This is a genomic window from Halomonas sp. KHS3 (assembly GCF_000830495.1).
Classification (GTDB): domain Bacteria; phylum Pseudomonadota; class Gammaproteobacteria; order Pseudomonadales; family Halomonadaceae; genus Vreelandella; species Vreelandella titanicae.
In genome coordinates this window covers 410,804-424,335 of record NZ_JWHY01000001.1, presented here as the reverse complement: position 1 = coordinate 424,335, position 13,532 = coordinate 410,804, and the positions used below count along the sequence as shown (strand labels likewise).

The 13,532-nt window shown below is 54.1% G+C and carries 15 protein-coding genes; all 15 read left to right on the top strand.

All coding sequences use genetic code 11. The annotated features are described in order from the left end of the window. Positions 1-131: 131 nt before the first annotated feature. The 15 genes from argC to atpA all read left to right on the top strand — a co-directional run bounded on the left by argC (position 132) and on the right by atpA (position 13,489). Positions 132-1,166 carry an N-acetyl-gamma-glutamyl-phosphate reductase gene (gene argC, locus RO22_RS02015; RefSeq protein ID WP_041157452.1) on the top strand — a complete coding sequence of 345 codons (1,035 nt, stop codon included), beginning with the start codon at positions 132-134 and terminating at the stop codon, positions 1,164-1,166. A 103-nt stretch (positions 1,167-1,269) separates the two neighbouring features. Further along, positions 1,270-1,623, top strand: a complete 354-nt coding sequence (erpA, locus tag RO22_RS02010; protein WP_007112206.1) for an iron-sulfur cluster insertion protein ErpA — start codon at positions 1,270-1,272, stop codon at positions 1,621-1,623. A gap of 161 nt (positions 1,624-1,784) precedes the next feature. Then, complete coding sequence (locus RO22_RS02005; protein ID WP_009286347.1) at positions 1,785-2,561, top strand: transporter substrate-binding domain-containing protein; 777 nt, start codon at positions 1,785-1,787, stop codon at positions 2,559-2,561. 118 nt (positions 2,562-2,679) lie between these two features. Continuing rightward, entirely contained in the window at positions 2,680-3,351 is a 672-nt protein-coding gene (locus tag RO22_RS02000; protein ID WP_009286346.1) for an amino acid ABC transporter permease, read from the top strand. A gap of 11 nt (positions 3,352-3,362) precedes the next feature. Next, complete coding sequence (locus tag RO22_RS01995) at positions 3,363-4,133, top strand: amino acid ABC transporter ATP-binding protein (RefSeq protein ID WP_022521047.1); 771 nt, start codon at positions 3,363-3,365, stop codon at positions 4,131-4,133. A gap of 617 nt (positions 4,134-4,750) precedes the next feature. Further along, entirely contained in the window at positions 4,751-6,655 is a 1,905-nt protein-coding gene (gene mnmG, locus RO22_RS01990; protein WP_039857846.1) for a tRNA uridine-5-carboxymethylaminomethyl(34) synthesis enzyme MnmG, read from the top strand. Continuing rightward, positions 6,652-7,311 carry a 16S rRNA (guanine(527)-N(7))-methyltransferase RsmG gene (gene rsmG, locus RO22_RS01985; protein ID WP_009286344.1) on the top strand — a complete coding sequence of 220 codons (660 nt, stop codon included), beginning with the start codon at positions 6,652-6,654 and terminating at the stop codon, positions 7,309-7,311. The genes mnmG and rsmG overlap by 4 nt, the downstream gene beginning before the upstream one ends. Before the next feature lie 47 nt (positions 7,312-7,358). Then, positions 7,359-8,126: a ParA family protein gene (locus tag RO22_RS01980; RefSeq protein ID WP_009286343.1), complete on the top strand. Its 768-nt coding sequence runs from the start codon at positions 7,359-7,361 to the stop codon at positions 8,124-8,126. Positions 8,127-8,141: 15 nt separating this feature from the next. Next, complete coding sequence (locus RO22_RS01975) at positions 8,142-9,071, top strand: ParB/RepB/Spo0J family partition protein (RefSeq protein ID WP_009286342.1); 930 nt, start codon at positions 8,142-8,144, stop codon at positions 9,069-9,071. Between the two features lie 205 nt (positions 9,072-9,276). Continuing rightward, the gene (locus tag RO22_RS01970) at positions 9,277-9,669 is read left to right on the top strand and encodes an ATP synthase subunit I (protein ID WP_022521050.1); all 393 of its coding nucleotides are present in this window, start codon (positions 9,277-9,279) and stop codon (positions 9,667-9,669) included. A 32-nt stretch (positions 9,670-9,701) separates the two neighbouring features. Next, complete coding sequence (atpB, locus tag RO22_RS01965; protein ID WP_009286341.1) at positions 9,702-10,529, top strand: F0F1 ATP synthase subunit A; 828 nt, start codon at positions 9,702-9,704, stop codon at positions 10,527-10,529. Between the two features lie 76 nt (positions 10,530-10,605). Continuing rightward, positions 10,606-10,833: a F0F1 ATP synthase subunit C gene (atpE, locus tag RO22_RS01960; protein ID WP_022521051.1), complete on the top strand. Its 228-nt coding sequence runs from the start codon at positions 10,606-10,608 to the stop codon at positions 10,831-10,833. A gap of 76 nt (positions 10,834-10,909) precedes the next feature. Next, positions 10,910-11,380 (top strand): F0F1 ATP synthase subunit B, encoded by a 471-nt coding sequence (locus RO22_RS01955; protein ID WP_022521052.1) that lies wholly within the window; start codon positions 10,910-10,912, stop codon positions 11,378-11,380. An 11-nt stretch (positions 11,381-11,391) separates the two neighbouring features. After that, on the top strand, positions 11,392-11,928 hold the full coding sequence (locus RO22_RS01950) for a F0F1 ATP synthase subunit delta (RefSeq protein ID WP_027958508.1): 537 nt from the start codon (positions 11,392-11,394) through the stop codon (positions 11,926-11,928). A gap of 16 nt (positions 11,929-11,944) precedes the next feature. Continuing rightward, positions 11,945-13,489, top strand: a complete 1,545-nt coding sequence (gene atpA / locus RO22_RS01945; protein WP_041157451.1) for a F0F1 ATP synthase subunit alpha — start codon at positions 11,945-11,947, stop codon at positions 13,487-13,489. Positions 13,490-13,532: the final 43 nt, after the last annotated feature.

The window sequence follows — 13,532 nt, the reverse complement described above, 5'->3', positions numbered from 1 at the left end:
GACCTTCCTTACTCTTGTATCTTTACACTCTTGTGTATCATAGCTGGATACGCTTAAACAGCTTGGTGTCCTATGCTTAAGCTAATAGCGAATTTGGTTTTCTACTCAGCAGCATCCGTAAGGAGTGATTTGTGATTAAGGTCGGCATTGTTGGCGGTACAGGTTACACCGGCGTTGAACTACTGCGGCTACTCGCCCAGCACCCCCAAGTCAACGTAGCCATGATTACCTCGCGCTCGGAAACCGGCGTCAAGGTGTGCGATATGTACCCCAACCTGCGCGGCCATTACGACACCTTGGCGTTTAGCGAGCCGGACGCCAAACAGCTGGGCGACATGGATGCGGTATTTTTTGCCACACCCCATGGCGTTGCCCATGCCCTAGCCGGTGAGCTACTCGAAAACGGCACTCGGGTGATTGATCTATCGGCCGATTTCCGGCTGCGCGATGCTGACGAGTGGAGCCGCTGGTACGGCCAGGCCCACGGTGCCCCGGAATTGTTGCAAGAGGCAGTATACGGGCTGCCGGAAATGCACCGAGAGAAAATCAAAAACGCACGTTTAATTGCGGTTCCCGGTTGCTACCCCACCAGCGTTCAGTTGGGCTACCTGCCGCTTCTGGAAGCGGGTTTGATCGACCCAAGCCAACTCATTGCTGACTGTAAATCCGGCGTTACCGGCGCAGGCCGCGGTGCTAAAGTGGGTTCACTGCTTGCCGAAGCCAGCGAGTCGATGAAAGCCTACGGCGCCTCGGGCCACCGCCACCTGCCGGAAATTAGCCAAGGACTTAGGGATATCCAGCAATCCGCGGTGGGTTTAACCTTTGTGCCCCACCTAACGCCGATGATTCGCGGCATTCACTCCACACTCTACGGCCAGCTAACCGCTGAGCCGGGCGACCTGCAGGCACTGTTTGAGCAGCGCTATGCCGACGAACCCTTTGTCGATGTGATGCCCGCGGGGAGCCACCCTGAAACGCGCAGTGTCAAAGGCATCAACACCTGCCGCTTGGCAGTCCACCGCCCGGGCAATGGCAACACCGTCGTCGTGCTATCGGTGATCGATAACCTGGTCAAAGGTGCTTCGGGTCAGGCGATTCAAAACCTCAACCTGATGTTCGGTTTTGACGAGAACACCGGTCTCTCAGCCCCGGCCTTGATGCCTTAATGTTTTAGTAATTTCCAGGAATAGTTGACCAATTTGCTGGGAATTACCCATAATCACCCCCCAATGCCGATTTATTCGTTCTTAAAGCTCGCGGGAGGTACCCATGAGCGGTGCAGAAGCCTTTGTTCCTACTCCACTACTGCTCTCTGATAGCGCACGAAAACGTATTAATGCGCTGATTGCAGAAGAAAATAACCCATCCCTTAAACTGCGGGTCTATGTAACTGGTGGCGGCTGTTCAGGTTTTCAGTACGGTTTCGACTTTGCCGAAAACGTCGCCGACGATGACACCGTAATAGAGTTCGGTAACGCAGCCCTAGTGGTTGACCCCCTCTCCTACCAATACTTGGTAGGCTCCACCGTCGACTACGAAGAGGGCCTGGCGGGCGCACGTTTTCGCGTTCAAAATCCTAATGCCACCACCACCTGCGGCTGCGGCGCCTCCTTTATGGTCTAAACAGCGTTGGCCCGCAGCGCTCCCCGTGACTTGACGCCCTGACGGTTTCTCGCCAAGGTTAATAGGTCAACAACGGCTTAAATAACGGTTTATAAAGAGCATCAAACGGTAAAAAACCGCTTTGTAACCCGCCATCAGCCATATAAAGCACGGGGAAACTTATGAAAATAGCACTACCACTCAGCCTAACCAAAACAACGCTGGCGCTTGCACTGGGATTGGGCAGCGCCACTGCCGCCATGGCCCAAACGCCATCGGTGAACGTGGCCACTGACCCAAGCTTTGTGCCGTTTGAAATGATGGATCAAGAGACCGGCGAAATGGTCGGCTTCGATATGGATATCATCAACGAAGTCGCCGAACGCGCAGGTTTTGAAGTCAACCTCACGACCATGGAGTTCTCCGGCATCATTCCCGCCGTGCAAACCGGCAGCCAGGAAATCGCCATTGCCGGTACCACCATTACGGAAGAGCGTGCCGAAGTTGTCGACTTCTCCGACCCCTACTACGATTCCGGTCTTCGCATTATTGTGCGTGCCGACAATGACAGCGTCGAAACACTAGAAGACCTTCAGGATCTCGCCGTTGGTACCAAAATTGGTTCCACCAGCTACGACTACCTGCAGCAAGAGCTTGGCGAAGATGCTGACATCACCCCCTTCCCGGGTACTGCCGACATGTACATGGCGCTGCTAGGCCGCAACGTTGACGCGGTGCTCTATGACGCCCCTAACGTTGCCTACTTCTCGCAAACCCGTGGCGAAGGCCGTACCAAGGTTGTTGGCCCGCTATATGAAGGTCAGCAGTACGGCATCGTCTTCCACAAAGGCAGCGAGTGGGTGGAACCCACCAACGAAGCGCTCGCCGCGATGAAAGAAGACGGCACTTACGATGAGATCTACACCAAATGGTTTGGTGAAGCCCCCAGCGAAGAGTGAGTGTAAAACCTCTATAATAGCGTAACGCCATTACAGGGCCGGGTGGCCAAAACCCCCGGCCCTGCTGCGTTGATCATGTGTTTTTTGCCAACTGCTTTTTTGTTTCAGGAGTCTACGCGTGGACGTCAATTTTCAGTTTGATTGGTCGGCGGCGTTTGGGTCTATCCCTTACCTGCTGCCGGGTATTCCCTGGACGCTACTTATCTCATTTGGCGGCTTGGCCATTGGTTTTTTTATCGGCATATTCTTTGGCCTGTTACGCATTAGCCCCCTGCGCTGGCTACGCTGGCCGGCCATCATTTATGTCGAAGTGTTCCGCGGCACGCCGATTCTGGTTCAAGTACTGTTTATTTTTTACGGCTTACCACAACTGCTGGGTGGGCCAATTAACGCCCTGGTCGCCGGTATTGCCGCGATCGCCGTTAATTCCGGCGCTTACATCTCTGAAATCGTGCGTGGCGGTGTGCAGTCAATTGAGCGCGGTCAAGGGGAAGCTTCGCTCTCTCTGGGCCTTTCCCGCACTCAGGCGTTTCGCTACGTTATCTGGCCCCAGGCGTTTCGGCGCATGATCCCGCCTCTTGGTAACCAGGGCATCATCAGTATCAAAGATACCTCCCTGTTTTCAGTGATTGGCGTCAGTGAGCTGGTGCGCCAAGGGCAGATCTATATCGCCACCACCTTCACGGCCCTTGAGGTCTACTTTATGGTCGCCCTGATGTATCTCGCGATCACCTGGACGCTCTCCATCATCCTGCGCCAACTTGAGCGCAGAGGCCTGGCCGGACAATAAGGACACGCGCAATGAGCGAGACATTGAACAACACAACGCAACCAATTGTGCGTATGCAGCAGCTCAACAAGCACTTTGGCAGCCTGCACGTACTCAACGATATTGACCTTACGATTGTGCCCGGTGAAGTTGTCGTGATCATCGGCGCCAGTGGCTCAGGTAAATCGACGCTGATTCGCTGTATTAACGGCCTGGAAGAGTTCCAATCAGGCAGTCTGGTGGTCGATGACAATGAACTGCTGCCCTATGGAAAGAGCACCCAAGCACTGCAAACCATCCGCACCGAAGTGGGCATGGTTTTTCAGCAATTCAACCTGTTTCCCCATCTCAGCGTCATCGATAATGTCACACTGGCGCCGATGAAAGTGCGCGGTTTAAGCCGTGACGACGCGGTCAGCAATGCCAAACGTTTGCTTGACCGGGTGGGTATCGCCGACCAGGCCGATAAGTACCCCAGCCAGCTCTCAGGCGGCCAGCAGCAGCGTGTGGCGCTCGCTCGTGCCTTGGCCATGGAACCCCGGCTGATGCTATTTGACGAGCCCACATCGGCGCTTGACCCGGAAATGATCGGTGAAGTGCTCGATGCCATGCGTGAACTGGCCAAAGAGGGCATGACCATGGTGATTGTTACCCATGAAATGGGCTTTGCCCGTGAGGTTGCCGACCGGGTGATTTTTATCCATAAAGGCGAGATTACCGAGCAGGGACACCCGGAAAAACTGTTCGATTCACCGCAACATGAACGTACTCAATCCTTCCTTGCGCGGGTGCTTAAACACTAGATGTGAACACTCAATGCCCTCGCGTAGACCTGCGCTTGGCACCTAAATAACGCGTTCGCTAATGCGAAATGACGCTTTTTTACCGGCCTGTCGACACGACAGGCCATTTTTTTGCCTGTGGATAAACTTTTTTTACATTAATCGTTTTTATCTCCGCAAGGACTACCATGGGCGTCTCTCAGCGTTAGCTCCACACCCAACGTTGCTTGTTCACAGCTGCGGTAACAACCCAGGTACTGGCCGGTGGATAAGCCGTGGCCAATTGCATCTGTGGATAAGGCGCTATTTCATCCACAGGCTTAGCACCCTTTCTACCCAGGCACTCCCGCCTTCAAACATGTAGAAGTCAACAATATAAGTTTATGAAATAATTAATAATTAATCGCTTATACACAGAAATTGTCCACACTAGTAGTTACAACATTTACAGAACTTCTCTTATTTTATATTTATGTTGTTATTAATAGAGGCGGTTTAGCGATTTGGGGTGTGGAAAAACCTGACGGTTACCCACAGGGGGTTTATACTTGCCGACTCATTGATCTAAGGTGGCTGCGTCTAGAATCGACTGCATTGGCCACATCATCCGTGCCGACAGGCACAAGACGAGGTGTCTCTTGAATTACCCCGACCGCTTTGACGTGATTGTCATCGGCGGTGGCCATGCGGGAACTGAAGCCGCACTGGCCTCTGCTCGCATGGGCTGTCAGACCCTGCTGCTCACCCATAACATCGAAACTCTGGGCCAAATGTCGTGTAATCCCGCGATTGGCGGCATCGGCAAAAGTCACTTGGTCAAGGAAATTGATGCACTGGGCGGCGCCATGGGGCTTGCCACGGACTTGGGTGGTATCCAGTTTCGTGTGCTCAATGCCAGCAAAGGGCCCGCCGTTCGGGCCACCCGTGCCCAGGCTGACCGCATCCGTTACAAGTCAGCGATCCGCGGAATGCTGGAAAACCAGCCCAACTTAACGATTTTCCAGCAAGCCGCTGGTGATCTGATTGTGGATAACGACACCGTACGAGGCGTCGTCACGGAAACCGGCATTCGCTTTCATGCCGACAGCGTCGTGCTGTGTACCGGGACATTTTTGGGTGGCGTGATTCATATTGGTTTGGATCAAAGCAAAGGCGGCCGAGCGGGCGACCCGCCTTCCAACGCGCTGGCTGAACGTCTGCGCGCCCTGCCGTTTCGGGTTGACCGCCTAAAAACCGGTACGCCGCCGCGCATCGATGCCAAAAGCGTGGATTTTTCCCAGTTGGAAGAGCAGCCCGGTGATAGCCCAACGCCGGTTATGTCCTACCTGGGATCGCGGGAGATGCACCCTCAGCAGGTGAGTTGCCACATTGCTCACACCAATCAGCACACCCACGATCTGATTCTGGCCAATCTTGATCGCTCGCCGATGTATTCCGGCGTCATCGAAGGGATTGGGCCACGTTACTGCCCATCGATAGAAGACAAGGTTCATCGCTTTGCCGATAAATCCAGCCACCAGGTGTTTATCGAACCCGAAGGCTTGGATACCCATGAGCTCTACCCCAACGGTATCTCGACTTCGCTGCCCTTTGACGTGCAGATTCAGGTGGTGCGTTCCATCAAAGGCTTGGAAAACGCCCATATCACCCGGCCTGGCTACGCCATTGAGTACGACTTTTTTGACCCACGAGACTTAAAACACTCGCTGGAAACTAAATTTATCCACAACCTGTTTTTTGCCGGTCAAATCAACGGCACTACCGGCTACGAAGAAGCCGGTGCTCAAGGTTTGCTCGCAGGCCTGAATGCCGCCCGCCGCGCTCAGGAGCTGGACGCCTGGTATCCCCGCCGCGATGAAGCCTATCTCGGTGTACTGGTTGATGATCTGATCACTATGGGTACCAAAGAGCCCTACCGGATGTTTACTTCCCGTGCGGAGTACCGCCTGCTGTTGCGGGAAGACAACGCGGATTTGCGCTTAACCGAAGCGGGCCGGGAATTGGGTCTTGTCGACGACACGCGCTGGGCAGCGTTTAGCCAAAAACGCGAGGCTATCGAACAAGAGAGCGCGCGGCTAAGCACCCTGTGGATACAACCGGGAAGCCCAGCGGCTGAGCAAGTGGCCGAAAAAACCGGGGCACCGCTCACTCGCGAGTATTGCTTGAGTGATCTGCTTAAACGCCCTGAATTGAATTACAGCGATTTGGCCAATCTGCCCGGCATTGAGGGCACCCTGGTCACTGACCCAGCAGTCGCCGAGCAGGTGCAGATTCAGGCTAAGTATCAAGGCTATATCGATCGTCAGCAGCATGAGATCGATAAACTCAAGCGCCACGAAGCCACGCCACTGCCTGCGGAGCTGGATTATTTAAAAGTCGAAGGTTTGTCTAACGAAATTCGCCAAAAGCTGGCTGAAGCGCGGCCGGAAACGCTTGCTCATGCGGCGCGGATTTCAGGCGTTACACCGGCGGCCGTCTCTATTTTGCTGGTGCATCTGAAAAAGCGCCGGTTGGTAGCCGCAGCTGAGGTAGTTAACGGATGAGTTCGTTGAACCCACTGTTGAAGACGCTACCTACAAGCGTTGCACCACGGCTCGATCAAGGCCTTACCCAATTAGGCATCGCCGTTGACGAACATCAACGCCAACAGCTGCTAGGCTTATTGGCACTGTTGCACAAGTGGAATCGGGCTTATAACCTCACAGCGGTGCGCGATGTGGACGACATGGTGTCGCGTCATGTGTTGGATAGCGCCGCTGTGTTGCCCTATGTGCAGGGGCCGCGGCTACTGGATGTAGGTGCGGGTCCTGGGCTTCCTGGTATCGTATTAGCGATATTAGCCCCCCAGCTTGATGTAACACTGCTGGATAGTAATGGCAAAAAGGTGCGCTTTCAGCGTCAGGCGGTAATGGAGTTAGGGCTTGAAAACGTCACTCCCGTACAGGCGCGGGTGGAACAGTTTGAAGCCGCCGCTTTTGATCAGGTGATTTCCCGAGCATTTGCCAGCTTGGTCGATTTTGTCACCTTGACCCGCCAGCTACCCAGCGCCGATGGCCAGTGGTTAGCCATGAAAGGCCCGGGGGCGGATGATGAACTGCGCGACCTGCCCGCCGGTATACGTTTATATCAGCGTCACCTATTGGAAGTACCCTTTGAAGCGGCCCAGCGGCAGCTGCTGATCTTGGATGTTGAAAGCTAAATGTGAAAGCTGAATGTTGATTCTGACCCCCAGAAGGAGTTGAGTAAGTGAGCCAGATCATTGCCCTGACCAACCAAAAAGGCGGCGTGGGCAAGACCACCTCGGCCGTTAACCTGGCGGCCAGTCTCGCTGCGCTCGACCGTCGCGTACTGCTGGTGGATCTTGACCCCCAAGGCCATGCCAGCATGGGCAGCGGCATCGATAAATATGAGCTCGATAAAAGCGTGCTTGACGTTCTACTGGGCGAAGCAACGGCCGCTGATACGATTGTCAAAAAGCTGGCGGTCAAGTACGACGTACTGCCGGGTAACGGTGATCTCACCGCCGCCGAAGTCGAGCTGCTAGATCGCGATAAAAGCGAGAGCTGCTTAACCAACGCACTAGCTTCGGTCTCGGATGCCTATGACGTAGTGTTGATCGACTGCCCGCCCTCTTTGAACATGCTAACCGTGAATGCATTAACGGCTTCCGATAGCGTGCTGATCCCTCTTCAGTGCGAATTTTACGCCCTGGAGGGGCTGTCGGCCCTGCTCGATACCGTTGAGCAGATTAAGCAAAATGTGAATCCTGATCTTGCCATTGCGGGCATTTTGCGCACTATGTATGACAAGCGCACCAGCTTAACGCGGGAAGTGGATAAGCAGTTGCGTGACTATTTTGGCGACATGCTGTTGAAAACGACCATTCCTCGCAACGTCAAAGTTGCCGAAGCGCCAAGCCACGGGCTACCCGTTACGCAATATGCCCGGTTCTCCCGTGGTAGCCAGGCCTATCGTGTGTTGGCGAAAGAGATGATTCGTCGCCTAGCGTTATAAAATGAGGAAAAGCGAATGACGCGTAAACCCGCGCTGGGACGTGGCCTGGATGCCCTGATTGGTGCCGGTGCCCGTCGCCGTGACAGCTTAGAACTTGCCGGTAGCGGCACCCCGTTGGAGCTTTCTGACGCCGCGCGTAGTGCCGCGGCCGATGACGTTAGCGAAGATCGCCTTGAACGTCTGCCGTTAGGGCAATTAACGCGAGGTAAATATCAGCCGCGCCGGGATATTCAGCCCGAAGCGCTAGAAGAGCTGGCAGACTCCATTCGCGCCCAGGGCGTGATGCAGCCCATCGTCGTGCGTCCAATTGGCGTGGATCGCTACGAAATTATTGCCGGTGAGCGTCGCTGGCGGGCAGCCCAACTTGCTGAGCTGGACGTTATCCCGGCGGTGATCCGGGAAGTCAGCGATGAAGTTGCCCTGGCGCTGGCGCTGATCGAAAACATTCAGCGTGAAAACCTCAACGCCATCGAAGAAGCCATGGCGCTCAAGCGCCTGGGCGAAGAGTTTGAGCTTACCCAGCAGCAGATTGCCGACGCAGTGGGTAAATCGCGCACCCAGGTAGCCAACCTGTTGCGCCTGCTGGCGCTAGATCCGGAAGTGCAAACCCTACTCGAACGGGGTGACCTGGATATGGGCCACGCAAGAGCTTTGCTGACGCTGAACAGCACCCAGCAGCGGCAGGTGGCTCATGAGGTGGTCAATAACGATATGACGGTGCGGGCCACCGAAGCGCTGGTGAAAAAAGTCCAAACCAGCCAAACACCAACCAAAACGCCTAACCGTCAAAGCAAGCAGCCCGATGTGGCCAAGCTTGAAACACATCTTGGCGAACTGCTCGGTGCGCCTGTCTCCATTGATCATGGTCAAAAAGGCAAAGGTAAGTTAACGATACGTTATACCAGCCTCGAAGAATTGGATGGCATCTTGAATCATATTAAATAGCAGGCTATTCAATATCACGTAAGAAGCGCACACGTTTTCCCCCTTTGGTCGCAAATCAGCCCTTAAGCGGGCAAAATCGGTGCGACTTCGGTTGAAGGTGTGATAGCGCTTCCCTATAATCGCGCAAGATTTGTGCAGGTTGCCTTGGTTTGTCTAGCTATTAGCTGGTCGAGGTATTGGTTTTTATCAGTGAGGCTGGGCCGGTATGCAGCGATACGAAACCCAGCGTCGAAAAGCCTACATCGTTCGGCTCACGATCGCGCAACTGATGATCACCTTCGTTGGTATGTTGGCCGCCTATCTAGTCGCCGATTTAGAAGGCGTGTCATCGGTTTTTAAAGGGGCGCTGGTAGCCTTATTACCGCACGCCTTTTTTATCAAACGAATGGGGGTTTTACGCGCGAGTAGCCCTTCAAAGGCAGCGATGCGCCTGTTTCGCGCCGAGGCAGGCAAGTTTGGTTTGACGGTGGCACTGTTTGTTGCAGTGTTCGTGGCAGCGCCCCCCTCAAACCCTACTTTCTTTTTTTATGCTTATGTTGCAGTTGTTCTAACGCATTGGCTTACGCCTTGGTTAATGCCAAAAAACGCTAATGCCTAGAAAATTGCACAACTGATTGAGGTGACACATCCATGGCCGCAGGAAACGAAGTCTCAACGACTTACTATATCCAGCACCACTTGCAGAATTTGACCTTTGGCAATCATCCTGAGAACGGCTGGTCGCTGGCGCATTCAGCAGAAGAAGCAAGTGAAATGGGCTTTTGGGCCATTCACCTGGATACCATGGGCTGGTCGATTGCCATGGGGTTGCTGTTTATCTGGATTTTCCGCAAAGCGGGCAAAATGGCCACCACGGGAGTACCCAGTGGTCTGCAAAATGCCGTTGAGATGGTCGTAGAGTTTGTCGAGGACATGATCAAGGGGACATTTAAAGGGCATAACCCGATCATCGCCCCCCTCGCGTTGACGTTGTTCGTGTGGATTCTGTTCATGAACACGCTCAAAATTATTCCGGTCGACTACTTCCCCGTGCTGTTCAGCAAGCTGGGCGTGGACTACATGAAAATTGTCCCCACCACCGATGTGAACGCCACGCTGGGTTTGGCATTAGGGGTATTCGGACTGATCCTTTACTACAGCTTTAAGGTTAAAGGCGTGGGTGGTTTCGCCAAAGAGCTGTCATTGACCCCGTTTAACCACTGGGCGCTGATTCCCTTTAACCTCCTGCTGGAAATTGTCGCGCTGCTGGTTAAACCGTTTAGTTTGGCGATGCGTCTGTTCGGCAACATGTTTGCCGGCGAAGTGATCTTTATTTTGATCGCCATGCTGCCGTTCTGGGCTATCTGGGTGCTGGATGTGCCGTGGGCCATTTTCCATATTTTGATCGTCGTACTACAAGCTTTCATCTTTACAGTGCTGTCCGTGGTGTATCTAAGCGCTGCACACGAGCATCACTAATCCGAGCAATGCTTGAAACACATTAACCCTTAACCTCAACCCTCGACCTTTAACTTGAAAAACTAGGAGCATTACCATGGAACTTATCTACATTGCCGCTTCCATCATGATCGGTCTCGGCGCTCTAGGTACCGGCATTGGCTTCGCTATTTTGGGTGGTAAGCTGCTGGAATCTACAGCGCGTCAGCCTGAACTGGGCGACCAACTGCAAACCAAAACCTTCCTAATGGCAGGTCTGTTGGATGCCGTTCCGATGATCGGTGTTGGTATCGCAATGTACCTGATCTTCGTTGTTGCCGGTTAATGACAGCTCAGCCGAGCGTTAAGCGCTCGGTTTTGTTTCACTCCGGTCGCCACGAACTTGTCAGAGGTACATTCCTGTGAATATCAACATGACGCTAATCGGGCAGACGATCGCCTTCGCGATCTTTGTCTGGTTTTGCTTAAAGTATGTGTGGCCTCCGATCAGCAACGCGCTTCATGAGCGTCAGAAAAAAATTGCTGATGGCTTGGATGCAGCCAGCCGTGCTAACCGTGATCTTGAGCTTGCTCAAGAGCGGGCGGAGCAGACGCTGCGCGAAAGCAAGGAGCAAGCTTCTCAGATTCTTGAGCAGGCCAACAAACGCTCTGCCCAGATAGTTGAAGAAGCCCGCGAACAGGCCCGCGCCGAAGGCGAACGCCTAGTAGCGAGTGCACGTTCCGAGATTGAGCAAGAAGTGAATCGCGCTAAGGATGAACTTCGTGCCCAGGTCTCTTATCTCGCCGTTATGGGTGCCGAGCGTGTTCTTGAAGCGTCGGTCGACGAACAAGCCCATCGCAAGTTACTCGATGAGCTTGCTGCTGAACTGTAAGGAGGTGAACCATGGCGGAATTACTTACCGTCGCTCGTCCTTACGCTAAGGCAGCGTTTGAATACGCGCGTGATCATGAGGCGCTTGATAGTTGGTCACAAGCGCTAGGTTTTTTAAGTGTTGCGGTAGCAGATGACGTCGTGCGCCATCGGCTAAGCAGTCCCAAATTAGACAGCGAGCAAAAAGTGTCGCTGCTTGTCGAGCTTATTCCTGAGCAACAGGATGAGGCTTTACAGCGATTTTTGACTGTTTTGGCTGACCAGGGCCGCCTGATGGCGTTGGCCTCCATTGCTGATCAGTTCGAGCACCTGCGTGCCGAACACGAGCAGCGGGTTGAAGTGAACGTCACCTCTGCTTACAAGTTAGATAGTAAGCAGAAGACCAAACTAGCGAACGCGCTTAAGAAACGTCTGAATCGCGAAATCTCTATTACTACTCAGGTGGACAAGTCGCTGATTGGCGGTGTCATCCTGCGTGCTGGCGATACCGTTATTGACGGCTCCGTACGTGGTCGATTGAACCGCCTTTCCGAAGCGCTAACCGCTTGAGTCTGAGGGACATGGCATGCAGCAACTGAATCCTTCCGAGATCAGCGACATCATCAAGCAGCGAATTGAAAAGCTTGACGTCGCATCCGAAGCCCATAATCAGGGCACCATCGTGACCGTTTCCGACGGTATCGTGAAAATTCACGGCCTCGAAGACGCGATGTTTGGTGAAATGATCGAATTCCCCAACAGCATCTTTGGCATGGTACTCAACCTGGAGCGTGACTCCGTGGGTGCCGTAGTGCTGGGTGACTACCTGCAGCTCGAAGAGGGCATGACCGCCAAGTGTACCGGTCGTATTCTCGAAGTGCCGGTAGGCCCTGAGCTGATTGGTCGTGTGGTCGATGCGCTGGGTAACCCCATTGATGGTAAAGGCGACATTAACACCACCATGACCGACGCCGTTGAGAAAGTGGCGCCGGGCGTTATTACCCGTCAGTCCGTCGATGAGCCGATTCAAACCGGTCTGAAATCGATCGATGCCATGGTGCCGATCGGTCGTGGTCAGCGTGAGCTGATCATCGGTGACCGTCAAATCGGTAAGTCCGCCATTGCCATTGATGCGATCATCAACCAGAAAGGCAAAGGCGTGACCTGTGTCTACGTGGCGATTGGCCAGAAGCAGTCGACCATTGCCAACGTGGTACGCAAGCTTGAAGAGCACGGCGCCATGGAGCACACCATCGTGGTCGCTGCTGGCGCTGCGGATCCGGCGCCGATGCAGTTCCTGGCCGCTTACTCCGGCTGCACCATGGGCGAATACTTCCGCGACCGCGGCGAGAACTCGCTGATTGTATATGACGACCTCTCCAAGCAGGCCGTCGCCTACCGTCAGGTATCGCTGCTGCTGCGTCGCCCGCCGGGTCGTGAAGCCTATCCTGGTGACGTCTTCTATCTCCACTCGCGTCTACTTGAGCGTGCTGCACGAGTTAATGTCGACTACGTTGAGAAGTTCACCAACGGCGAAGTGAAAGGCAAAACCGGTTCCTTGACCGCGCTGCCGATCATCGAAACCCAGGGCGGCGACGTCTCCGCGTTTGTACCGACCAACGTGATCTCGATCACCGACGGTCAGATCTTCCTGGAAACCAACCTGTTTAACTCCGGTATTCGTCCGGCGATTAACGCAGGTCTGTCGGTTTCTCGTGTGGGTGGTTCGGCGCAGACCAAGATCATCAAGAAACTGGGCGGTAGCGTACGTCTAGCCTTGGCCCAGTACCGTGAACTGGCGGCGTTCTCGCAGTTTGCCTCTGATCTTGATGAAGCGACGCGTAAGCAGCTTGAGCACGGTCAGCGTGTTACCGAGCTGATGAAGCAGAACCAGTACTCGCCGATGTCGATCGCTGAAATGGCGCTGTCGCTGTATGCCGCCAACGAAGGCTTCCTGGATGATGTCGAAGTGAACAAGGTGCTGGACTTCGAGCGTGCCTTGCACGACTACATGAAGTCTGAGCACGCTGATCTACTCGACAAGATCAACCAGAGCGGCGACTACAATGGTGAGATTCAAGACAGCTTGAAGTCGGGTCTCGAGAAGTTCAAGGCGACTCAGAGCTGGTAATGTCTAGCCCGTCTGTGATGGACGGGTTTGCATGCTTTCTGAG